Source organism: Rheinheimera marina, assembly GCF_042654345.1.
Classification (GTDB): Bacteria; Pseudomonadota; Gammaproteobacteria; order Enterobacterales; family Alteromonadaceae; genus Pararheinheimera; species Pararheinheimera marina.
In genome coordinates this window covers 103,274-124,877 of the sequence record NZ_JBHSGB010000005.1, presented here as the reverse complement: position 1 = coordinate 124,877, position 21,604 = coordinate 103,274, and the positions used below count along the sequence as shown (strand labels likewise).

Sequence of the window (21,604 nt, the reverse complement as noted above, 5' to 3'; positions counted from 1 at the left end):
AACTGACTGGCTTTTTTGTCTGCCGAATTTTGTCTGCTGATGGAGCTCAGTCTGACTGAGGCTCAATAAAGACATCACAATAGCCGACACCTTCCACCGTAATAGCTGCGGAATCTTTTTCAAAGGCAATAGTTGCACTTAACAGCGCCCTGCCCAACCCGTCGATAATTTCCTCTGGCCCCAGTTCCAGGGCTTCACACTTTTCAATGATGGCGTCCATCAGTTGCTGCGATTGTTCATCCGTCAGTGCCACAATTTTACTCCTTGATTGTTCATTTGATTATCTGCGGCGCAGCATTGGAGCCAGCGCTGTCATGGCCGACCCCAGTACCACCAACACGGCGCCAAGCCAGGCCCATGCATTTAAATCTTCCGTCACTATGGCTGGGGTATAGAGCGACAGGATCTGAGCAAAGGCAATAGTCAGCAATGGCGTGATGGCCAGCACTGCACTGACATTGGATGCCTGCCAGTGTTGCAAGGCTTCGGCAAAGGCGCCATACGCAATCACTGTATTCATACAACAAAACGCCAACACCGCCCATTGCCAACTGTTTAACTGGCTGAAGCCGCTGAATTCTGTTGCCGGCAGAAAACTGATGGCGCCGGCCAGGTAAATCAGCCACATCACCTGTTGCGATTTCAGCTGCATCAGCAATTGCTTTTGTGCCAATGCATAAGCCGCCCAGCTGAATGCAGCCACTAAAACAAGCAACAGGCCAAAGCTTTGTTCAGACGCTTCCAGCAACAGTGTCAGCAGGCGGTCATTAAAAAACAACAGCAAGCCTACCAGCAACACCACAGCACCAAACTTCTGCCATAACAACAAAGGTTCTTTAAAAATAACGACGGCACCAAGCATCATTAAAAATGGTGCCAGCTGGATCAGCACTTGGGCAGTTTCTGCGCTCAGGTAGCTTAATCCTGACAAATAAAGAATGTAATTCAGCAGCAGCCCTGCGGCTGCGATAGCCAGCAGGATCCAGCCTTTGGGTGTTAATCTGAAACGCAGCTGCTTGTTCGCCAGCAACATCATGCTGACCAGCACGGTCGCTACCAGAAAGCGGATCCAGGTGACGGATGCGGGTGTCAGATCGCTAAGCAGCCATTTAAGCGCTAAGGGTAAAATGCCCCAAAGGACGGCGGTCACTAAGGCCAGACTAAAACCGAGCCAAACGCGGCCTGATGACTGATGCATAACTGCTCCTGCTTCAAAGGCGGCTATTATCCGCGATCCGTATCCAGTTGTCTGTGATAGTTCAGGCCAACAGCGTAAATAAGCCTGTGAATTACCACTGTTGTTTGCGTTAGGTCATGGCATTGCTCTGCACTTTCACTATGATGGGGTCAATAACCACAAAGGGACAACTGATGAAACGTATTGGTGTACTGACCTCCGGCGGTGATGCTCCCGGAATGAATGCCGCTATCCGCGCTGTAGTGTTGACCGCAGCGGCGGCTGAACTTGAGGTGATCGGCTTTGAATATGGCTTTAACGGTGTGTTAGAGCAGCAATATTTCAGTCTGACACCTCATCACGTCAATCATTTAATCCAACATGGCGGTACTTTACTTAAAAGCGCCCGTTGTCAGGCAATGTTTAGTGATGACGGCGTCAGGCAAATTGCAGCAGTACTCCACGAGCTCGCTATCGACGCCTTAGTCTTGATTGGTGGCGATGGCACCTTTCGTGGCGCAATGGCGCTTAGCCAGTACTACCAGGGCAAGTTAATCGGTGTACCCGGCACTATAGACAATGATGTTGATGGCACAGATTTTACCATCGGCTTTCATACTGCTTTGGACACCGCATTGGATGCCATTGATAAAATTCGCGACACGGCGGATGCCTTTGAGCGTATTTTTCTGGTGGAGGTGATGGGCCGGCACACAGGTTACCTTGCAGTGGCCGCTGGAATAGCCGCAGGTGCTGAGCAAATTATTTGCCCAGAGCTGGCAGCAGAGCTCGATACCGACAAAATTCTTCAGCATATCCGCAGTGCACAGCAGTACCGTGGCCGCTGCAGTTATATCATTGTTGTGGCGGAGACCATGTACCCAGGGGGAGCCAGCGCGCTGGCGGCTGAGCTGGAACGCCAGGGCGTGGATTGCCGGGCGTCGGTGCTGGGGCATATACAGCGAGGAGGCCGTCCTGTCGGTGCCGATCGTATTTTAGCGACTAAGCTGGCTGCATATGCGGTTGAACAGCTGCTACAAGGTGCGCATCTGGTAATGGCAGGCGAAGTGAATGGTGAAGCCGTGTTGTATCCACTGGCCAAAACCGGTGATAAACAAAAACAGGTAGACCCTTATTTGCTGGCTTGGCAACAACGGGTTGCGCAGTATTAGCTACAGACAGAGCATTAAAAAAGGCGCCAGTGTGGCTAATGCCAGTCAGTTAAGCTGACTGGCATTATTTTTTATGGTGCAGTATCGGAATTTACCTTCACTAAGACAGTGAAGCGGATAAGTCCGTCCAGGGCGAGGAAAGGCAGAGAACTAAGCAGACCCTGTGAGGCATGGATGCCGAACAGGAGCCTATAGGGATATATCCACGGCGGGTCTGCGTGGGCTTTGCCTTTTCCGCTGCAGCTGAACCAACTCGAGAATAGATAAGCAGTTTTTGCATAAAAACTGCTTATCTGATCGGTATTAGCCAGTGTGGCGCCCTTTTCGTTCCATAAAGATCAGGAATTAAATACCATTTTCACCCGGTCTTTGTAACTGCGGCTGACTTTAACCGCCTGACCATTAGTCAGCATCAGCTGATGTTCACCATTGGCCAACATTTGCAGTTTAGCAATAGTGTTCACATTGACTATGGCACTGCGGTGCACCCGCACAAACAATTTCGGGTCCAGTTCCTGTTCCAGCTCTTTCATGGTGCGGCGCAAAATATGGGTTTGACCATCTTTGGTATGAATACACATGTAGTCACCGGCAGCATCGACCCAATCGATGGCTGTTACGGGAACACGGGTAATTTCGCCACTGTCTTTGATGCTTATCGCTTCCGGGTATTTGTCGCTCATGACAGGTTCGGCTTTATCCAGTCGCTGCAGGATCTGATCACGTTGCTCTCCTGTCAGTTGTGCAACCACTGCGGCCAGCTGGTCCTTGTGGCGCTGATCGTCACGGGCATCAAAGTTCTTCAGTAGCTTATTGACAGCGGTGGACAAGCGGTCTTTTTCCACAGGCTTCAGCACATAATCCAGCGCCTGTACTTCAAAAGCGCTCAACGCGTAGTGATCATACGCAGTGACAAAAATCACATAGGGCAACGTCACTTGCATCTGCTGCAGTTGTTTGAGCACACCAAAGCCGTCCAGGCCCGGCATTTCAACGTCGAGGAACACCGCATCCGGTGCTAAGTCACGGATCTTCTGTACTGCTTCATCGCCATTGCCGCATTCAGCAACGATGTCCAGTTCCGGGAAGTCTGCCAGCCGTACCAGCATGCCACGACGAGCCAATGGCTCGTCATCGACTACTATCACCTTAAGCTTCTGTTTCATCAGTCGTCTCTACTTCAAAAGGGATTCGGATATTGACCTTCAGGCCTCGTGGCTGGTTATGCGTCAACACCAAAGAAAAGTTACGGTCGTACAAGGCCGCCAGCCGTTCTTTGGTATTTACTAAACCTACGCCACCTGCCCCACCTTTGGGCAAGCCGTCCGTCAGCACCATGCCTGGACCATCGTCTGCCACTTCAATCAGCAGATCATGGCCAAATTTTTGCGCGGCGATCATAATTTTGCCGCCAGCAGTTTGAGTTGCGACCGCATACTTAATCGCATTCTCGACCAGAGGTTGCAGTATTAAACTCGGCACCAGAGCGTCGTCAGCCGCTTCGTCAATGTCATAAATGATGGTCAGTCGCTCTGAAAACCGCACCTTCTCGATTTCCAGATACAAATTCGCTGCATAAAGTTCCTGTTGCAACGGCACCTTTTTAATCGGGTCCTTGTACAGTGAGTAACGCAGGAAGTCACTCAGGCGCACTAACATTTTATTCGCTGTGTCGGATTCGTTTAATAAGACCAAAGTCGATATTGCATTGAGCGTATTAAACAAAAAGTGCGGGTTGAGCTGATAACGCAGCATCTTCAACTGCGCTTCATGCGCTTTATTGCTGGCGGTCAGTGACTTCTGCTTCTCTTGTTGCAATGTCTGGTAGTACTTGATACCAAAGTACAAGCCACTCCAGCTTAAAATAACGTAAAAACCGACTGTGGTCTGGCGGAAATACTGAGTCCAGCTGTCCGGTCTGAAACCGTGCCGGTAAATTTCCCAGTAGTTGAAGTTTCGAAACACTGTCCAGATCGCAGCAACAGCCAGTGCAAACAGCAGCAGGCTGAGCAGCATTTTCCAAGGCTCCCAATGCCAGATCCGCTGGAACAGATAACGCAGTGGAATAGTCAATAACCAACCAGCGTAGGCATCCAGCGCGACCACTATCCAATAGGCGGAGCGCAGCTCCTGAAATAAAGAGCCCAGGTAACTGATAAAGGCAAAACCTGCCCAGCCAAGCGAATGCAAAAGCCAGAACAAACGATGGCGATCTTCAAAAAATTTTTGCAAGGCAGTTCAGGTCCGGAAAAACACTAGGCTATTGTAACTGAGCCAGCAAGTGCTTGAGTGGCTTCCGCTGGGCTTTAATCCCGACAGAAGCTCCGTTAGTCGCAAGCGGCTCTGTACGCTATTAATACCGCACGCCAAGTCGACGCAGTATAAAGCCAAGCAACCAGGCTGGGCCTATTAGCAAAAACTGCAAGTCTTTAAAAAATGATGGCTTTTTGCCTTCAATTTTGTGGCCGATAAACTGAAACACCCAGGCAATCACGAAAAGTGCGACCGACAGTACCCAAATGTCCGGACTGACCTCGGCCTGGTACAAGCGGATCAACCAGACCACTAAGGTGGTAAAAATCGTCATGCCCAAACCAATGGCAAAGGACAGGCTGAAATAAAACGCCAGTGCCGGCACTGCCAGTAGCAAAGGCCAGGTGATTTGTTGTTCGGCAAACAGGCTAAACGGCATTGGGATTTGCCATAAAATGCCAAACACAGTGAAATAAATCACCGGGACGGCCAGCCAGTGGATCAGTTTATTGGTGGGGTTTTGATGGCTTTCGCCGTATTCAGCGAACCATTGTTGCACTGTTTTCATTATTATGGTGCCCTGTTGTTGTGGAACTCAGACCACTTTACTGCCGGGCACCCTAAAGCTCAAGTCTTGCTTAACTCAGCACTGGCGTTGGTTTGCGATCCGGGCCTAAAGCCACAAAGGTAAAGCTGCCGGAGATGGCCTTGTGCTGGTCGTCGTGATACATGTCTTCGACAAAAATATCGACATTCACTTTTATACTGGTGCGGCCAACGTGTTCGATACGGGCAACCAACTCAACAATAGTTCCGGCAGGAATAGATTCTTTAAAATCCACCCGATCCGAACAGACGGTGACCAGCGGTTTACGACAAAAACGGGTAGCGGCGATAAAAGCAACTTCATCCATCCAAGCCAGAGCTTCGCCACCGAACAAGGTATTGTGGTGGTTGGTGCGTCCTGGAAATACAGTTTTTGTCACCCTGGTCAGGGCGTATTCAATGCGTTTAGCAACTTGTGCTTGGTCTGTCATTACAATCTCCGGCGTGGTTTGGAGGCAAATTGTAGTGATTTTTCAGTATTTTGCCTAGATTAACGGCTTAACATTGCACCTAATGCTTTGCCGCCAACCAAATGCATATGGATATGGAACACCTCCTGACCACCGTGCTGATTGCAGTTCATAATCAACCGGTAGCCGTTTTCTGCAATGCCCGCTTCAGCAGCGAGTTTTCTTGCCACAGTGAACATCCGGCCTAAAGCCGCTTCGTGTTCGGTTTCCACGTCATTCACCGTCGGGATCAGTACATTGGGCACAATCAGGATATGGGTGGGTGCTCTCGGATGAATATCCTTAAACGCGGTGACCAATTCATCCTGGTACAAAATGGTCGCCGGAACCTCCCGACGAATTATTTTGGAAAAAATAGTTTCAGAGGCCATACAATACTCCAGTGATAAAGAACCAAATCAACACCTTGGAGTATAAGGGATGACCAAAGTCCGTTACCAGATCGCGCTGATAGACCCTGTAGCCCACCTGGTCAGGGTGCGGCTTGACTTCACCCCAGCATCGGCGGATCCCGCTGAACTTAGTTTGCCGGCCTGGATCCCGGGAAGTTATATGGTGCGTGATTACGCCAAGCACCTGCAGCCGTTGTCTGCGTCCGATGCCAAGGGCTCGTTAAGGGTACAGCAACTGGATAAACAGCGCTGGCAGCTTGCTCACCGGGGCTTACCTGTACAGGTTGAGTATCTGGTGTACGCCTTTGACTTATCGGTGCGGGGTAATTACCTGGACGATCAACTTGCGGCGTTGAATCCTTGTGCGCTTTGTCTGGCGGTGACAGACCAGACTGAATGCTCACTAGAGCTTGAAATTACAGCGCCAGGGCTTTGCGACTGGCAAGTCGCTACAGGACTGCGCCGTGATGCCGAAACGGGCTTCTTAGGCCAGGGCTTTTACCATGCGGACCATTATCAGCAGCTCATCGACAGCCCTTTGCTGCTGGGTAAATTGCAATGTCAGCAGTTTGATGTGGCCGGTGTCCCCCACTACATGGTGCTTGCCGGTGAACCGACGGCGGACTTGCCTCGGCTTTGCACGGATCTGACGGATGTGTGCCAACGCCAGCTTGAGGTGTTTGGCGGTTTACCGGCAGATTTAACCGAGTACTGGTTTTTAAGCTGGGTGACGGACAAAGGCTATGGCGGCCTGGAGCATATGAACTCTACCCTGCTTTTGCTTAGTCATCAGGATTTGCCACACCCGTTGCGGCCAGAAGAAAGCACTGACGCTTACAGGACCTTTTTGGGCCTGTGCAGCCATGAATACTTCCATACCTGGTGGGTCAAACGGGCCAAACCAGCGCAATTTTTTCCGTATCAGTTGCATGCCGAGCAATACACAGCTCAGCTGTGGCTGTACGAAGGCTTCACCTCCTACTTTGACGACCTGGCGCTTATCCGCAGCGGAAAGATCGACTTGCCTCAATACCTCAGGCTGCTGGAACAAAACATCAACAAAGTGCAGCTTGTCCCTGCCGAGGCGGTGCAGTCGGTGGCAGACAGCAGTTTTAATGCCTGGACCAAATACTATAAGCAGGATGAAAACGCCCCTAATGCAGTGACCAGTTATTACCTTAAAGGCAGCCTGATAGCCCTTTGTCTGCAGGCCAGACTGCAAGCCAGTGGGCTTTCGTTGGAAGCGCTGATGCAGCGTGCCTGGCAAGCCTTTGGCGTGTCAGGCCAAGGCAGTCAGGAACAGGGGTTTATCGAGCTGACGCAAGACTATGCCGGCACTGCTATTGCTGCTGAGCTGGATGCCTGGGTGTATCAGACGGCGCCTTTGCCACTGAAGCAATGCCTGCCATTGCTTGGTCTGGCTGCGTCCTTTCGTGCCCGTCAACATAGCAAAGACTGGTCAGGTCCAGGCACTCTGAGTTACCCGCCACGGGATTGGGGCGCTGCGACAGCCGCGGCGACCGACGCTGTGCTTGTGCAGCAGGTGTTAGTGGGGTCTGCAGCGCATCAAGCAGGTTTGATGGCGCAGGATCTTATCATCGCAGCTAATCACAAAAAGGTGAATGAAACGACCCTGTTGCAGGTGTTGGCAGACGCTGAACCAGGTAGCCTGCTGTCTCTGCATCTGTTTCGTCGACAACGGCTGCTGGAACTGAAATTCCCCGTTCTGCTGGCCAAGGAGTCGTTAATGATGCTGCACGCCGAGAATGCCGAATTGGTGCACAACTGGCTTGGAGTCACGGCGTAAATGGATTCATTAACCCAAATCGCACTGGGTAGCAGCGTCAGTGTGGCGTTGCTGCACAAGCAAATCGGCATCCGCAAAGCCATAGTGCTTGGGGCCGTACTCGGTACCGCACCGGACCTCGACGTGCTGATTGAGCGAGGCGACCCGTTAAGCAATATGACGGGGCACAGAACAGAAACGCACGCGCTGTTTTACCTGGCGTTGCTATCGCCGCTGCTTGGCTGGTTACTGGCCAGGTACTGGAGTCGGCCTGACTGGTGGGTTCGCTTCACTCTGGCCGTTGGCGCCGTGTTGATCAGCCATCCACTACTGGACAGTTTAACTATTTACGGCACTCAGCTGGCGCTGCCTTTTAGCAACACACCTTATGGCACTGGCAGTGTGTTTGTGATTGACCCGCTTTACACCCTGTTGTTACTGCTTGGTGTTGGGAGCTGCCTCGCAAGGCCAGCAAGTCGGGGGAACCTCTATGGGTTGTCGCTCAGTAGTGTTTACCTGCTGCTTGGTTTAGCCACTCAATGGCTGGTCAGTGAAAAAGCCACAGCGCAGCTTGCTAAAGAGCAGCAGCCATCGGCGCATGTACTGGTCACTGCCACGCCATTTAACACGGCGCTGTGGCGGGTGCTGGTGATGCAAGAGAACCAGTACCTGGAAGGCTATTATTCTGTGTTTGACGGCGACAACCCCATTCGATGGCAAGCCTTTGCGCGCGACTCTGCGCTACGCACGCAGTTTGCAACTTTGACTGCGGTGAAACAATTGGATTGGTTCAGCGCCGGCTTTTACCAACTGGAACAACAGCAGCAGCAACTGGTGCTGACCGATTTACGCATGGGGATGGCGCCTTACTACAACTTCCGCTTTGTCGTCGCAAAACTTCAGCAAGGGCAATGGCAGATCGTTGCGGTTGAGCAAGCACAAAGACCTGCATTCAACCGCCAGAGCCTGACGTGGTTATGGCAACGAATGTGGAGTCAGACTGAGCTGCCTCTGTCGCAATGGCCTGGCATTTGAGCTGGAAAACAAAAAAGCCTGCTTGATAATCAGGCTTTTTTACCGTTCAGCTGGCTCTAGGAAAAACCTATTGCGCCTTTGCCAACCCCTTCGTAGGCCACCACTTTGAATTGATGTGTCGGCGATTGCTGCTTCAGCTCAGTGGCAATAAAATCGGCCAGGCATTCTACGGTGGTGTCGCACGGCACTACTTCACAGATGGCTGCCGGCAGCGAAATTTCAAAGTAGCCTTGCGGAGCGTCATAACAGAAATTCAGTGCTTGAGGATCGGCCTGCAAATAACGCAAAGCGGCCGCGTCACATTGATCTTCAGCAGAGCCCAGATAAATATCTTCCCAGCGCTCACACCAGGTTTTGTTCAGCCGTGGTGACAACATCTGGTCCTGATAAATTTGAATGGTTGAACGGTGACCGTGCGCAATGCGCTGGCAGTTGCCATCGTGTTTTTTCAGGCCATGGGTGTAGTGGTAACTAAAACCGCTGACTTGCTCTGTGCGCAGCGTCAGCACCAGTTGCAACACATTGTCCGGTAACAAGGCTTTTATTTGTTCGGTCAGGTAAGCGCTGATGCTTTCCATAGTGATGTGCTCGGCCGGAATAGCCACAAAGGCATCGGCCGGAGACGCAACCTGGATCAGGCCACGAGCGGACTGAAACTTCACCACGGAGCGCTGAGCCTGAATTAAATCAGTAGCGTCAGACAAGGCTGGAATGGCCAGTTTGTGGTCTACCAGTTCGTCTATGGCTTTTTTAATGCTTTTTTTCACCCGGGCAAAATCCAGCACCATCGACATCTGATCCAGTTCGCCGTGCAGCTCAACATCCACGATATAACTCTCGCCGAGCAAACCGCGCTGCTGGCAAAGGTAGGAAAAATCTATGACTGTTAAATCACGTACAAACAAAATCATCACTAAGTCTCAACTGACGCCGCGTGGCAAAACGGCGGCCAGTATACCCGAAGCCCTGGTTCGGGTTAAGCCAAAGTTATTTTTTGTGCTCGGTCAACCAGCCGTTCAGTAAGCCAATCTGGCCTAACTTATGGGCGGCATACATCAGACGGACAGCATTACTGAGTAAGGTGCTGTCGTTCCAGTCGGTTTTTTCCTGGATCTCCTGATAACAGGCCAGAGCTTCCGGCGTCAGATAGCCGCGTAACTCTTTCTTTCCCGAGCCTTTTTGCCGCTCGCGGTAACGTTGTTGTTTTTCTGCGTTGGTTAGTGGTCGTTTTTCGTGTTCTGTCATAACAGCGTAACAATTGGCGTTGAGGCTGACGATGTACCGGCTCCGACTAATCGGACTTGTTTAGCGTACAACTGTTCGCTAAAGTGACCCGGCCCTGATGATGGATCTAACATACATGACAAAGAATAGCTTTACAAAACAAGATTTAGTGGCTTGCGGCCAAGGTGAACTTTTTGGCGCTGGTAACAGTCAGTTGCCTGTCGACAATATGCTGATGATCGACCGTGTCGTGCATATTTCTGAAGAAGGCGGCAAGTACGGCAAAGGCGAAATCATCGCTGAATTCGATATTCATCCGGATTTATGGTTTTTCGCCTGCCACTTCAAAGGCGATCCGGTCATGCCTGGTTGTTTAGGATTGGACGCCATGTGGCAGCTGGTTGGTTTCTTTTTGGGCTGGGCCGGTGGTCCGGGCAAAGGCCGCGCCTTAGGTGTGGGTGAAGTGAAATTCACCGGTCAGATTTTGCCAACAGCGAAAAAAGTGACCTACAAAATTGATATGAAACGTGTGATTAAACGCAAACTCTTTATGGGCATTGCCGAAGGCACTGTCAGTGTCGATGGTCGTGAAATCTACACTGCTGACGAGCTGAAAGTTGGTTTATTTCAGGACACGTCCAGTTTCTGATGCCGGTTACAAGATCTGGTTTGCTTAGACAAGCCAGGTCTTTAATCCCTTCTCTGTTTGCTTTCGCGGTTTCCCTGTCACATCAGCTATAGTGTTGATTCCCTGCACACCACATTGGAAAGGAAAGCAACATGACGTTAGTCAACCCGGTCGGATGGTTTGAAATCCCAGTAACAGATTTAGACAGAGCCTGTGCGTTTTATCAACAGGTGTTCTCAATACAATTGGGCCGCATGCAAATGGGTGAAGGTGATATGGCGACCTTTCCGTTTGACCATCAGGCAAATGGAGCAGCCGGAGCACTGGTAAAAGAGCCTGGTTATCATCCATCAATCACAGGCGCCTTGGTGTATTTCGCCTGTCAGGACGTATCTGAATCTCTGGCACGTGTCGTCAACGCCGGTGGACAAGTAGCTTTGGTGAAAACCGGCATTGGCGAGCATGGTTTTATCGGGCATTTTATTGACAGCGAAGGCAATAAGGTCGCTCTTCACTCAATAAAATAACCCTGCACCTGATAAGGGTAATGTGATTGCAGTGCACACTTGTTGTCTGGCACTATAAAACACCAGCCAAATTGTGGGATTTAATCTGTATGAAGTGGGTGTTGTCGGCATTCAAGTTTGAATCACCAAAGTCCAGTTTATCTCTCACTACTCATTCATACTTTGCATCCTTTTGGGCCAAACAAGCCTTAGTGTTGTGTCTTTGGTTGTTGGTTTTCAAATTAGGCTGGCTGGTGGAATACACCCAACATGCCAGCGTCTGGTTTCCTGCAGCTGGTTTAAGCTTTGCTGCATTATTGGTTTTTGGACTGCAAGCCCTGCCGGCACTGGCAATAGCTGCAAGCCTGGTGACCTTCTATTCCATCTGGTTTTACCAATTGCCACTTACCCTGTTTCAAAGCCTGAATGCAGCGCTCTGGTTCAGCGTAGCCCACTTATTGCCCTATACACTTGGGGCTTGGGTACTAAACACCTTACTTCGTCCAATGCAGCGCCATCTTGGGCTTTGTGTGCTGCTGTTTCTGCTGATTGCCGCTTTAAGCTCATTCGCTGCCAGTGTGCTGGTATTGGTTGCGCTGGTGGTGACGCAGATGCTCGATGCTGGCGCTTTGGTGGAAACCTGGTTGCCGTTTTGGATTGGCGATTTGGCCGGTGTGATGGTCATTGCCCCGCTGTTTATTGGCCTGCTTATTCGGTTAAGCCCCAGCAAACTGTTCCGGCTATCGGATATGAGCTTACTGTTCCAACAGCACGTCAGCCAACAGTACCCGACTAAACTCGTCACCATCGCGCTTTTAGTCGCGTTCTGCATGTTGCTGACCTACTGGAGTCACTCTCCATACAGCACCTTTGCCATCTTTTTATTGCTGATCCCCCATATGTGGCTGGCCTGCACCGAATCGGCCTTAGTCAATGTCGCCACCTTGGCGCTCACCAGTTTTATGCTGGTATTTACTGTGCATTGGTTTGACTTGATGGAACAGGTGATGGTGTATCAGTTTGCCATTATTGTGATTGCAGCCAACACCTTGTTTGGCCTGACGCTCCCTGCATTAGTGGCTGATAATCAGCTGCTTCGACAAGCCGCTTACATAGACCCGCTGACCCAGGTTGCAAGCAGAGAAAGCTTGCGGCAGCAAGCCGAGTCAGCGGTCCGGCTGGCCGAGGTCAACGGCGAGCCATTGGCATTGGTCATTTTTGATCTGGACCACTTCAAACAAATCAACGACAAATTCGGACACGCGGCCGGTGATTCAGCACTGCAACGGCTAACCAAAGTGGCGCAATGCCATTTGCGGCCGACCGATCTGATCGGCCGGTTTGGTGGGGATGAATTTGTGTTGTTGCTACCGGCAACCACCGAGGCGCAAGCAGCCGAAGTGACCCAACGTATTCGCAACCAGTTGCAGACATATCAGCTGGCCCAATTACCGCTGTTGCAGATAAGCGCCGGCATTGCCCAGTGGCGTCCGGGCGAGGATTATGCAGCCCTGTTCCGCCGGGCAGACAGGGCTTTGTATCAGGCTAAAGGCGCAGGACGTGATCAGCTTGCTTTCGCAGCAGATTGAGTCAGCAACTGAAGCAGTTGCTGCAACGGGTGTTTAGGTTTCACCCCTTCCATCCGTTTGACCTGACTGCGGCAGGAGAAGCCGGTAACCAGCACCTGAGCCGCACCAATTTGCTGCACTGGTGTTTGCCAGCTCATCTGGTACAAGGCTTTGCTGTTGTGCTGGTTTTGCTTTTCATGGCCGTAAGTTCCGGCCATACCACAGCACCCCACAGCGACGGCTGACAGCTCAAGCCCAGCCTTGGCGTATATTTTCTGCCAGGCCTTTTCGGTGGCCGGTAACGCCGTTTTCTCTGTACAATGCGCCAGCAGTTTAAACTGCTGTGTTTGTGGTAGTTGTGGCAAAGCTTGCTCAACCAACCACTCATGCATCAGCTGAACCTGGTAGTCACCGCGCTGTTGACCTAGAGCTTTGACGTACTCGTCCCGGTAAACCAGCACCAAAGATGCATCCAGCCCCAACATAGGCGCGCCAAAGCCGGCAATTTGCTGCAAAAACTCCGATGCTGTTTTTGCCGTGGACGCAAATTCACGCAAGAAGCCTTTGACGTGTTGAGGCTTACCATTGGGTTGAAATGGCAGTAACACCGGAGAAAAACCCAGGGTTTCAAGCAATTTAAGTGCATCAGCGACCAGCTCTGCTTCATAAAAACTGGTAAAGGGGTCTTGCACCAAAAACACCAGTTTGGCTTTCTCTTCTGCGTTAAGCGCCTGCAGCGTTGGCAAATCAAAGCGATAATTCCCGGCAATGCGCTGCTGAAGTGATGGCACGGATAACTGCGGCGAATCGACATACCCCACCACGGTTTCAAGCACTTTGGCGACAAAACTGCGTTGCAGCAGCCAGTTCACTGGCCGCGCCACTTTGGTCAGATAAGGCGCACTGCGCTCAATATTTCCCACCAGATAATCTTTCAGAGGTCTGGGGTATCTGCTGTGATACAACTGAATAAAACGACTGCGAAACGACGGCACATCGACTTTAATCGGGCATTGACCGGCACAGGCTTTACAAGCCAGGCAGCCTTCCATCGCGTCCATTACTTCGTGCGAAAAGTCGTATTGGCCCTGCTGTTTCGCTCTGTAGTTGCGCAGCTTTTGTAACGAGGCTTTGAAGCCAGAGGATTTTTTAAGTAATTGCTGTTCTTGCTGCAGTACATCAATACCCTGCTGTTGCATCAGGCGTAACCATTCACGCATCAGGCCGGCCCGGCCTTTGGGGCTGTGACGGCGGTCTTTGGTGACCTTGCTGGAAGGACACATCGGCGACTGTTCTTCGTAGTTAAAGCACAGCCCATTGCCGTTACAGTTCAGGCTGCTGTCGAAGCTGTCTTTTACCTGGACAGGGATTTGCCGGTCGAAATAACCCCGTTTTTGGTCATCTACACTAACCAACTGGTCGTTGCTGTCGAACGGAGTACAAATTTTGCCTGGATTGACCCGGTTTTCCGGGTCAAAGGCCGCTTTAATTTTACGCAACTCGTTAAATAACACCGGGCCGAAAAACGCCGGTCCATATTCACTGCGGTATCCCTTACCGTGTTCACCCCACATCAGGCCGCCATATTTGGCCGTCAGTGCCACCACCTGATCGGAGATGGTACGCAGCAGCTTTTCCTGCTCGGGGTCACACATGTCCAGTGCCGGGCGTACGTGCAAAACCCCGGCATCCACATGACCAAACATGCCGTACGCCAGGCCATAGCTATCCAGCAAAGCACGAAATTCAAGAATATAATCGGCCAGATTCTCGGGCGGAACCGCGGTGTCTTCCGCAAAGGGTAAAGGTTTGCGTACGCCTTTGGCGTTGCCTAATAAACCGACCGCCTTTTTCCGCATTGCATAAATTTGCGAAATGGCGTCATTGTCATAGGTCAGCTGGTAGCCAATAATGCCGGCATCACCCTTCGCCATACTCTGCTGCAGTTGCTGCTCTAACTGGCTGATTTTGTCCGCCATGTCTTCCGGCGCTTCGGCATTGTATTCGACCATATTCAGGCCCAGCATGTCTTTACCTGGCACATCCTGAATAAAATCTTTCACCTGATGCCAGATAATATCTGCACGAGCCAGGTTCAGTACTTTGCTGTCTACGGTTTCCACTGATGTAGCGCGGGCTGCAACCATCAAAGGTGCATTTCTGAGCGCACTCTCAAAGCTGTCGTATTTCACATTCACCAGGCATTTGTATTTGGCGATAGGCGAAATATTTAACCGAGCCTCAGTGACAAAGCCCAGCGAGCCTTCCGAACCGCAAAGGATTCGGGATAAATCAAACTGACTTAAGTCGTCATTAAAGACGTGTTCTAAATCATAACCGGTCAGAAAACGGTTCAGGCGCGGAAAGGTCTGCAGGATCAACTGGCGGTGTTCACGGCAACTGGTCAGCACCTGGCGGTACACCCTACCAAGCTGATTTTGTTGCCCGGCAAGCTGTTCGGCTTCGGCTACTGGCATTGGCTTGGTATGCAGCACAGTGCCATCAATCAGCACCGAATGCAGCTCCAGCACATGGTCGCTGGTTTTGCCATACACCAAGGAGCCTTGCCCTGATGCGTCGGTGTTAATCATACCGCCAATAGTGGCGCGATTTGAGGTGGACAGATCCGGCGCAAAGAAGAAGCCATGCGGCTTTAAATATGCGTTCAGTTGGTCTTTGACCACACCCGCTTCCACCCGCACCCAACGTTCTTCCAGGTTCAGTTCCAGAATGCCGCGCATATGGCGCGATAAATCAACAACGATCGCCGAGGTTAGCGCCTGGCCATTGGTGCCGGTGCCACCACCTCTTGGGGTAAATTTCAGTGATTGAAAGCTGCTGCTTTGCGCCAGGCTGGTCAGTAACACCAGGTCCGCCTGATGCTTAGGTAGCACCACAGCCGCAGGCAGCTGCTGATAAACACTGTTATCGGTAGAGACCGCCAGGCGGCTGCCATAACTGGTTTCGATATCGCCGGCAAAGCCAGCAGCAGATAAGGCTTCTAGATAAGCCCGGACTGTGGCGTCCAGACTTTCAACAGTGGAGAGCTTCGGGATCATAAGGCACACCTGACATCAGCATGTGCCGGAGTATATCAGAGCGCGGCAACTGCTTTGAACGCCCTGAAAAAAAAACTAAGCCAATCAATCCTTGCGGTCGATCACTTCGCCTTCAATCACCCTGCCCGTTGCGTTGGACTCGGTTGACGATTGCCATTGCTGCTGGGAAAAAGCCTGCTGCATGCGCTTTTTTAACTGGTGACGTTTGTATAAAAATACCGGGATCAGTAGCCAGCTCAGCATCAGCAAAAACAGTAATACGCCCATCGCAAACACCAGCATCACACCCGCTATTAGCCACAGCAGGATTCGACTTAGCAGACCGCCTCGCTGTTTCTGTCTGAATAAGGTCTGCCATTGTTGGGCTTGCTGTTGAAAATTCATTTGTTCCTTCTCTTCTAAGCGCCTTTATCAGGCTTCATCAGGTAATGGGGGCCATCAGATGGAATTACAACGGGGCAAATGCAGATGACAGCTATTGATTTGTAACTAAAAATGACGATTAAAATTTAGACCAAATGATGCATTATTATATCACCATGTCTAATGTAGGTTATTATTTGTACATTTTGCAGTATGTGCAATTCCCTAACATTGGAGGTAAAAATGAAAATAACAACCTTGTTAAGTGCAGCAGCTGTACTGTTGGCTTCCTGGGGTGTATGTGCAGGTGGTCAGGGCGCCGTTTTGAGTGAAGCCTGGACAGCCATGGAAACAGACAATGCTGTTCAGGTTGACGATAAATGGGACTACATCCGTTTTTTTGCCGGTGCAAAGCACTACGCGTAAATCGGTCTGTTTCGCCTTTTATCCTGGTGGTTTTGTCAGTCCTTATGCCTATGCGCCTTACACCAGAGCATTAGCAGAAGCGGGCTATATCAGCTTTATTCTGAAAGTACCGTTAGGATTCGCTCTGCTCGAAATTGATGCCGCAGACGACGCGAAAAAAGACAGCTATGCCACGGTACATTGTTCAGCCTTTGTGGTAGGTGGACACTCTGTAGGTGGCGTTGCGGCGGTCGACTACGTTGCGGACCATCCTGACAATGGTCTGGTGTCACTGGCCTCTTACCCGCAGGACAGCACCTCCATTGCCAACAGCAGCACTATTGTCAGCAGTATCTACGGCACCAATGACTGCCAGACCACGCTGGCCGATATTGATGAGTCAACAGATAACCTGCCAGCAACCACCACTTATGTGGAAATTACCGGCGGCAACCACCCGCAATTCGGCTGGTATACCGACAGTACCACCGACGAATGTGCGGCTACCATCAGCCATAGCAATCAGGCCGATATTTTTATCAACGAAACCCTGCGGGTTTTGGGTTTATTTGAGTAGCACTGCTGTTTTACTCAAGAAAAAAGCCCGGATCACCGGGCTTTCTTAATGAAAAGCAATGCGTGCTTATGGCTTCGCCGTGACCGGGCAAGCCTCTAATTTCCACACTCGTTCCACATAGTCTTCAATCGAACGGTCTGAGGTGAATTTGCCAACAGAGGCCGTGTTCAAAATGGCCTTTTTCGCCCAGCCCGCTTTGTCGCGGTACCAGCCATCCACTTTCTGATGTGCATCGACGTAAGAGCGGAAATCTGCCAGTACCAGATACGGGTCGCCGCCTTCCAGCAGGCTGCGTTTAATAGCGCCTAATTCACCCGGTTTGCCTGGCGTGAAGTAATCAGTTTCCAGCCAGTCGAGAATGGCTTTGATTTCCGGATCCGCATAGTAGTAATCCCAGCTGTGGTAGCCTTTGGCGTGCAGCGCTTTGACTTCGTCCACGGTCAAACCAAAGATAGAGATATTGTCTGCGCCCACCTCTTCGGCAATTTCAATATTGGCACCATCTAAGGTTCCGACAGTGATGGCACCATTGAGTGCAAGCTTCATATTACCAGTGCCGGAAGCTTCTTTACCTGCCGTCGAGATTTGCTCTGACACGTCTGCAGCCGGGATCATTTTCTCCGCAAGTGTGACGCGGTAATTTGGCATAAACACCACTTTCAGGCGATTTTTCACCCTTTTGTCGCTGTTGATTTTCTCGGCCACTTTGTTGATGGCGTAGATAATCTCTTTTGCCAGCTTATAACCAGGTGCTGCTTTGGCGCCAAACAGGAACACGCGTGGCACCATGTCGTAATCCGGATTTTGCAAAATACGGCGGTACAACGCCAAAATATGCAGCAGGTTCAGGTGTTGGCGTTTGTACTCGTGCAAACGTTTGATTTGAATATCAAACATCGCGTGAGGGTCAATGCTGACACCGGTCAGTTCTTTCACCGTCTGGGCTAAATCTGCTTTGTTCTGATGTTTGATCGCCATAAAAGCGTCCTGGATTTGTGCATCATCAGCATAAGCAGCCAGTTTCTTCAGTTGCTTCAGATCGCGTGGCCAGTCAACCCCCACAGTTTCATCCAATAATTTGGATAAACGCGGGTTACAGGCTTTTAACCAGCGGCGTGGGGTCACACCATTGGTGACGTTGGTAAATTTATCCGGCCACAAGGCAACCATTTCAGGGAACAGGTCTGATTTGACTAAATCAGAGTGGATTTGCGCCACACCATTAACGCGGAACGAACCCACCACGGACAAATGCCCCATCCGGACCATATGCTCATGGCCTTCTTCAATAATGGAGAGTTTGCGTTTTTTCTCGTTGTCACCTGGCCACAGTACGTCGACCTGTTCTACCAGGAAGCGGCGGTTGATTTCGTAAATGATTTCCAGGTGACGTGGCAGTACTTTTTCAAATAAACGGACTGACCACTTCTCCAGAGCTTCAGGCAATAAGGTGTGGTTGGTGTATGCAAAGACGTGCTGGCAGATGTTCCAGGCTTCATCCCAGCCCATCTCAGCGCGGTCGACCAGAATACGCATTAATTCCGGAATGGCGATGGCCGGGTGGGTGTCGTTCAACTGGATAGCGACTTGAGCACCAAACTGACTCCAGTCATCGCCGTAGGTGCGTTTGTAACGACGAATAATGTCTTTCAATGAACAGGAGCAGAAGAAATACTGCTGAATTAAACGCAGCTCTTTACCCGCATCGGTTTCGTCGTTTGGATACAGGACTTTAGAAATAGTTTCGGCTTCTACATTTTCACGCGACGCATCAATATAACCACCTGAGTTAAACACGTCCCAGTTAAAGAAGCCGCTGGCGCGGGATTCCCATAAGCGCAGCACGTTGACTGAACTACCCTGGTACCCCACGACAGGAATATCCCAGGGGATCCCTTTGATAATACGGCCCGGGTGCCAGACCTTCTTCATTTTGCCTTGCAGGTCGTAGGTGGTTTCGACGTAACCGTACACCGAAATCTCCTGCACGGATTCTGGACGGCAAATTTCCCATGGGTTGCCATATTCACGCCAGCTATCCGGGCGCTCAATTTGACGACCGTCAGAGAACTCTTGTTTGAACAAGCCGTGCTCGTAATGAATGCCGTAGCCGATAGCAGGGTAATTTAAGGTAGCCATCGAATCGATAAAACAGGCAGCCAGGCGGCCAAGGCCACCATTACCTAACGCCATGTCTTCTTCCTGATCTTCCAGATCAGCGATATTCAGCCCCAGTTCGGCCAGCGCTTGTTTGGCAGCATCATAAGCCCCCAGGTTATGCAGGTTATTGCTGAACAGACGACCCATCAGGTATTCAAGGCTGAAATAATGCACAGCCCTGGTGTTTTGTTCGTAGTGAGTGCGTTGGGTGTTACGCAGGCCATCGAATACGTATTCATTGACTGCTGCACAGGTAGCACTCCACCAAGCTTGGCGGCTTGCCTTGTTGATATCAGTACCTAAAGTGCCGTGCAAATGACGGACGATACTGTTCTTTAAATCATCAGAAGTAGGTAAATGCGCCACTGCGCCCGTAGCCAACTGGCTTTTCGCTTGATTTTTCATTGCCAAATCCCGGTTTGCGGCCTTTTGCCGTTATTGTCATAAGAATAATTGTAGAAAAATTACAAAAACCCTTGTCACTCGTCAAGATTCGGCAGAATACCCTCCTGCCACCGTAATTTAATTACGTAATTGTGGCAGGATTATTGCATCGCCTTATTATTGTTTAAATCTTCGCAAACACGTCGTCTACAAAAGCTTTAGCATCGCATTCCAGTTGCTGCAAATGCGCCGGATCGACAAAACTTTCCAGGTAAATCTTGTAGCTATTTTCTGTACCAGATGGCCGTGCGGCAAACCAACCGTTTTTAGTCACCACTTTTACACCGCCGATACTGGCGTTGTTCCCAGGCGCTTTGGTTTGAACCGCCAGTATTGGATCGCCGGCAAGGACTGTTTGCGTCACGCTGCTGACATCCAGAGATTTCAGCGCCTTTTTCTGCTCAGCTGAAGCGCTGGCGTCTAAGCGGCGATACAATGGCGAGCCAAACTCGCGGGTCAATGCCTGGTACTGCTGGTAAGGGTCGACACCGGTCTTTGCCAGCATTTCAGCAGCGAGCAAGCCGAGAATAAAGCCATCTTTGTCGGTTGACCAGACAGTGCCATCAAACCGCAGAAAACTGGCGCCGGCACTCTCTTCACCACCAAAGGCAATGTTGCCCTGATGCAAGCCATCGACGAACCATTTAAAACCCACCGGCACTTCATAGACTTTCCGGCCGCGGCCTTGGGTCACCCGGTCAATCAGCGCGCTGGACACCAGCGTTTTACCAATAGCCAGCTCAGACGACCACTGGGGTCTGTTACTCAGCAGGTAATTAATGGCAACGGCCAGGTAATGGTTCGGGTTCATCAGGCCACCGCTGCGGGTCACTATGCCATGGCGGTCAAAATCCGGGTCATTGCCAATGGCCACATCGAACTGGTCTTTCAACTGAATTAAATTCGCCATCGCATAGGCGGACGAGCAATCCATCCTAATTTTGCCGTCTTTATCCAGTGGCATAAAGGCAAAAGCCGGGTCCACCCGGTCATTCACCACGCTGATATTTAAACCGTAGGTTTTTGCAATCACAGGCCAGAACGCCAGTCCGGAGCCGCCTAAGGGGTCAACCCCAATACGCACGCCAGCTTTGGCAATGGCGGCCATATCTACGACGTTTTTTAAATCATCGACGTAAGGCTGTACATAGTCGTAGGCAGTGCAGTAGTGGCTTTGCAACGCCGCAGCATAACTTTGCTGCTTCACGCCATGCAATTGAGTGGCCAGCAACTGATTCGCACGGTTTTGGATCCAATCCGTCGCGTCGGTATCGGCCGGGCCGCCATGCGGAGGATTGTATTTAATACCCCCATCTTCTGGCGGATTATGTGACGGCGTAATGATCAAGCCATCGGCCAGCCCGTCGGTACGGCCTTTGTTAAAACACAAAATGGCATGAGAGATCACTGGCGTTGGGGTATAGCCCTGCCCTTGTTGGATCATGGTTTTTACACCATTGGCGGTCAGCACCTGTAACGCCGATGCAAAAGCCGCTTCGGATAACGCATGGGTGTCTTTGCCCAGGAACAAGGGGCCTGTGATGCCCTGTGAGCGGCGGTATTCCGCCACAGCCTGCACTATGGCCAGAATATGCGACTGATTAAATGACGCACTGAGCGCACTTCCTCTGTGACCTGAAGTGCCGAAACTCACCAACTGAGCGGGTTCATTTGGTTCTGGTGTCAACTCATAATAAGCCGACACCAATTGAGCAACATTCACCAGACTGCTGGCTGGTGCTATCTGACCTGCCTGTGGGTGCAAAGACATCGCAAAAT

21 protein-coding genes are annotated in these 21,604 nt (G+C 50.9%); 8 read left to right on the top strand and 13 right to left on the bottom strand.

Annotated elements, in window-relative coordinates; genetic code table 11:
• Positions 1–46: 46 nt before the first annotated feature.
• Both ACFO3I_RS04690 and ACFO3I_RS04685 read right to left on the bottom strand, forming a co-directional pair.
• The gene (locus tag ACFO3I_RS04690; protein WP_377332161.1) at positions 47–253 is read right to left on the bottom strand and encodes a hypothetical protein; all 207 of its coding nucleotides are present in this window, start codon (positions 251–253) and stop codon (positions 47–49) included.
• 27 nt (positions 254–280) lie between these two features.
• Positions 281–1,198 (bottom strand): DMT family transporter, encoded by a 918-nt coding sequence (locus ACFO3I_RS04685; protein ID WP_377332159.1) that lies wholly within the window; start codon positions 1,196–1,198, stop codon positions 281–283.
• A gap of 173 nt (positions 1,199–1,371) precedes the next feature.
• Between ACFO3I_RS04685 and ACFO3I_RS04680 the strand changes: the two genes are divergently transcribed.
• Positions 1,372–2,349, top strand: coding sequence for an ATP-dependent 6-phosphofructokinase (locus ACFO3I_RS04680; protein ID WP_377332157.1), 978 nt, complete (start codon positions 1,372–1,374; stop codon positions 2,347–2,349).
• A 338-nt stretch (positions 2,350–2,687) separates the two neighbouring features.
• Here the strand turns inward: ACFO3I_RS04680 and ACFO3I_RS04675 are convergent, their stop codons facing one another.
• From ACFO3I_RS04675 to hinT, 5 genes are all read right to left on the bottom strand, one after another.
• Entirely contained in the window at positions 2,688–3,515 is an 828-nt protein-coding gene (locus ACFO3I_RS04675) for a LytR/AlgR family response regulator transcription factor (protein WP_377332155.1), read from the bottom strand.
• Positions 3,499–4,581 carry a sensor histidine kinase gene (locus ACFO3I_RS04670; protein ID WP_377332153.1) on the bottom strand — a complete coding sequence of 361 codons (1,083 nt, stop codon included), beginning with the start codon at positions 4,579–4,581 and terminating at the stop codon, positions 3,499–3,501. Before ACFO3I_RS04670 ends, ACFO3I_RS04675 begins: the two co-directional genes overlap by 17 nt.
• Before the next feature lie 121 nt (positions 4,582–4,702).
• Positions 4,703–5,170 carry an Mpo1 family 2-hydroxy fatty acid dioxygenase gene (locus ACFO3I_RS04665; RefSeq protein WP_377332151.1) on the bottom strand — a complete coding sequence of 156 codons (468 nt, stop codon included), beginning with the start codon at positions 5,168–5,170 and terminating at the stop codon, positions 4,703–4,705.
• A 70-nt stretch (positions 5,171–5,240) separates the two neighbouring features.
• Positions 5,241–5,639: an acyl-CoA thioesterase gene (locus ACFO3I_RS04660; RefSeq protein WP_377332149.1), complete on the bottom strand. Its 399-nt coding sequence runs from the start codon at positions 5,637–5,639 to the stop codon at positions 5,241–5,243.
• 59 nt (positions 5,640–5,698) lie between these two features.
• Positions 5,699–6,049 (bottom strand): purine nucleoside phosphoramidase, encoded by a 351-nt coding sequence (gene hinT, locus ACFO3I_RS04655; RefSeq protein ID WP_377332148.1) that lies wholly within the window; start codon positions 6,047–6,049, stop codon positions 5,699–5,701.
• A 49-nt stretch (positions 6,050–6,098) separates the two neighbouring features.
• On the opposite strand from hinT, the gene ACFO3I_RS04650 reads away from it, so the two are divergent.
• Together ACFO3I_RS04650 and ACFO3I_RS04645 are read left to right on the top strand one after the other, a co-directional pair.
• Complete coding sequence (locus ACFO3I_RS04650; protein ID WP_377332146.1) at positions 6,099–7,877, top strand: M61 family metallopeptidase; 1,779 nt, start codon at positions 6,099–6,101, stop codon at positions 7,875–7,877.
• A complete protein-coding gene (locus ACFO3I_RS04645; RefSeq protein ID WP_377332145.1) occupies positions 7,878–8,891 on the top strand; it encodes a metal-dependent hydrolase in 1,014 nt (337 codons plus the stop codon).
• A 56-nt stretch (positions 8,892–8,947) separates the two neighbouring features.
• Here ACFO3I_RS04645 and ACFO3I_RS04640 read toward each other — a convergent pair whose 3' ends face one another.
• Entirely contained in the window at positions 8,948–9,802 is an 855-nt protein-coding gene (locus ACFO3I_RS04640; RefSeq protein WP_377332144.1) for a 6-pyruvoyl trahydropterin synthase family protein, read from the bottom strand.
• Between the two features lie 76 nt (positions 9,803–9,878).
• Entirely contained in the window at positions 9,879–10,136 is a 258-nt protein-coding gene (locus ACFO3I_RS04635; RefSeq protein ID WP_377332143.1) for a hypothetical protein, read from the bottom strand.
• Between the two features lie 115 nt (positions 10,137–10,251).
• On the opposite strand from ACFO3I_RS04635, the gene fabA reads away from it, so the two are divergent.
• The 3 genes from fabA to ACFO3I_RS04620 all read left to right on the top strand — a co-directional run bounded on the left by fabA (position 10,252) and on the right by ACFO3I_RS04620 (position 12,838).
• On the top strand, positions 10,252–10,764 hold the full coding sequence (gene fabA / locus ACFO3I_RS04630; RefSeq protein ID WP_377332142.1) for a 3-hydroxyacyl-[acyl-carrier-protein] dehydratase FabA: 513 nt from the start codon (positions 10,252–10,254) through the stop codon (positions 10,762–10,764).
• A gap of 131 nt (positions 10,765–10,895) precedes the next feature.
• Entirely contained in the window at positions 10,896–11,270 is a 375-nt protein-coding gene (locus ACFO3I_RS04625) for a VOC family protein (protein WP_377332140.1), read from the top strand.
• 89 nt (positions 11,271–11,359) lie between these two features.
• Positions 11,360–12,838, top strand: coding sequence for a GGDEF domain-containing protein (locus ACFO3I_RS04620; RefSeq protein WP_377332138.1), 1,479 nt, complete (start codon positions 11,360–11,362; stop codon positions 12,836–12,838).
• Here ACFO3I_RS04620 and ydiJ read toward each other — a convergent pair.
• Positions 12,814–15,876 carry a D-2-hydroxyglutarate dehydrogenase YdiJ gene (ydiJ, locus tag ACFO3I_RS04615; RefSeq protein WP_377332136.1) on the bottom strand — a complete coding sequence of 1,021 codons (3,063 nt, stop codon included), beginning with the start codon at positions 15,874–15,876 and terminating at the stop codon, positions 12,814–12,816. The two genes, ACFO3I_RS04620 and ydiJ, sit on opposite strands and share 25 nt — an antisense overlap.
• Positions 15,877–15,960: 84 nt before the next feature.
• A complete protein-coding gene (locus ACFO3I_RS04610; RefSeq protein ID WP_377332135.1) occupies positions 15,961–16,260 on the bottom strand; it encodes a hypothetical protein in 300 nt (99 codons plus the stop codon).
• A 222-nt stretch (positions 16,261–16,482) separates the two neighbouring features.
• Here ACFO3I_RS04610 and ACFO3I_RS04605 point away from each other — a divergent pair, with 222 nt between their 5' ends.
• The gene (locus tag ACFO3I_RS04605) at positions 16,483–16,665 is read left to right on the top strand and encodes a hypothetical protein (protein ID WP_377332134.1); all 183 of its coding nucleotides are present in this window, start codon (positions 16,483–16,485) and stop codon (positions 16,663–16,665) included.
• Positions 16,646–17,221: an alpha/beta hydrolase gene (locus tag ACFO3I_RS04600; RefSeq protein WP_377332133.1), complete on the top strand. Its 576-nt coding sequence runs from the start codon at positions 16,646–16,648 to the stop codon at positions 17,219–17,221. The genes ACFO3I_RS04605 and ACFO3I_RS04600 overlap by 20 nt, the downstream gene beginning before the upstream one ends.
• A 66-nt stretch (positions 17,222–17,287) precedes the next feature.
• On the opposite strand, the gene ACFO3I_RS04595 is transcribed toward ACFO3I_RS04600, so the two are convergent.
• Both ACFO3I_RS04595 and pgm read right to left on the bottom strand, forming a co-directional pair.
• Positions 17,288–19,786: a glycogen/starch/alpha-glucan phosphorylase gene (locus tag ACFO3I_RS04595; protein ID WP_377332132.1), complete on the bottom strand. Its 2,499-nt coding sequence runs from the start codon at positions 19,784–19,786 to the stop codon at positions 17,288–17,290.
• A gap of 163 nt (positions 19,787–19,949) precedes the next feature.
• On the bottom strand, positions 19,950–21,596 hold the full coding sequence (pgm, locus tag ACFO3I_RS04590) for a phosphoglucomutase (alpha-D-glucose-1,6-bisphosphate-dependent) (protein ID WP_377332131.1): 1,647 nt from the start codon (positions 21,594–21,596) through the stop codon (positions 19,950–19,952).
• Positions 21,597–21,604: the final 8 nt, after the last annotated feature.

What these genes read in the sequence shown, in the direction of transcription:
- ACFO3I_RS04665 (WP_377332151.1), bottom strand. Translation starts at nt 5,170, where the DNA reads ATGAAAACAGTGCAACAATGGTTCGCTGAATACGGCGAAAGCCATCAA.
- ACFO3I_RS04605 (WP_377332134.1), top strand. Translation starts at nt 16,483, where the DNA reads ATGAAAATAACAACCTTGTTAAGTGCAGCAGCTGTACTGTTGGCTTCC.
- ACFO3I_RS04635 (WP_377332143.1), bottom strand. Translation starts at nt 10,136, where the DNA reads ATGACAGAACACGAAAAACGACCACTAACCAACGCAGAAAAACAACAA.
- ACFO3I_RS04680 (WP_377332157.1), top strand. Translation starts at nt 1,372, where the DNA reads ATGAAACGTATTGGTGTACTGACCTCCGGCGGTGATGCTCCCGGAATG.
- ACFO3I_RS04650 (WP_377332146.1), top strand. Translation starts at nt 6,099, where the DNA reads ATGACCAAAGTCCGTTACCAGATCGCGCTGATAGACCCTGTAGCCCAC.
- ACFO3I_RS04660 (WP_377332149.1), bottom strand. Translation starts at nt 5,639, where the DNA reads ATGACAGACCAAGCACAAGTTGCTAAACGCATTGAATACGCCCTGACC.
- ACFO3I_RS04620 (WP_377332138.1), top strand. Translation starts at nt 11,360, where the DNA reads ATGAAGTGGGTGTTGTCGGCATTCAAGTTTGAATCACCAAAGTCCAGT.
- pgm (WP_377332131.1), bottom strand. Translation starts at nt 21,596, where the DNA reads ATGTCTTTGCACCCACAGGCAGGTCAGATAGCACCAGCCAGCAGTCTG.
- ACFO3I_RS04595 (WP_377332132.1), bottom strand. Translation starts at nt 19,786, where the DNA reads ATGAAAAATCAAGCGAAAAGCCAGTTGGCTACGGGCGCAGTGGCGCAT.
- fabA (WP_377332142.1), top strand. Translation starts at nt 10,252, where the DNA reads ATGACAAAGAATAGCTTTACAAAACAAGATTTAGTGGCTTGCGGCCAA.
- ACFO3I_RS04640 (WP_377332144.1), bottom strand. Translation starts at nt 9,802, where the DNA reads ATGATTTTGTTTGTACGTGATTTAACAGTCATAGATTTTTCCTACCTT.
- hinT (WP_377332148.1), bottom strand. Translation starts at nt 6,049, where the DNA reads ATGGCCTCTGAAACTATTTTTTCCAAAATAATTCGTCGGGAGGTTCCG.
- ydiJ (WP_377332136.1), bottom strand. Translation starts at nt 15,876, where the DNA reads ATGATCCCGAAGCTCTCCACTGTTGAAAGTCTGGACGCCACAGTCCGG.
- ACFO3I_RS04610 (WP_377332135.1), bottom strand. Translation starts at nt 16,260, where the DNA reads ATGAATTTTCAACAGCAAGCCCAACAATGGCAGACCTTATTCAGACAG.
- ACFO3I_RS04625 (WP_377332140.1), top strand. Translation starts at nt 10,896, where the DNA reads ATGACGTTAGTCAACCCGGTCGGATGGTTTGAAATCCCAGTAACAGAT.
- ACFO3I_RS04675 (WP_377332155.1), bottom strand. Translation starts at nt 3,515, where the DNA reads ATGAAACAGAAGCTTAAGGTGATAGTAGTCGATGACGAGCCATTGGCT.
- ACFO3I_RS04685 (WP_377332159.1), bottom strand. Translation starts at nt 1,198, where the DNA reads ATGCATCAGTCATCAGGCCGCGTTTGGCTCGGTTTTAGTCTGGCCTTA.
- ACFO3I_RS04645 (WP_377332145.1), top strand. Translation starts at nt 7,878, where the DNA reads ATGGATTCATTAACCCAAATCGCACTGGGTAGCAGCGTCAGTGTGGCG.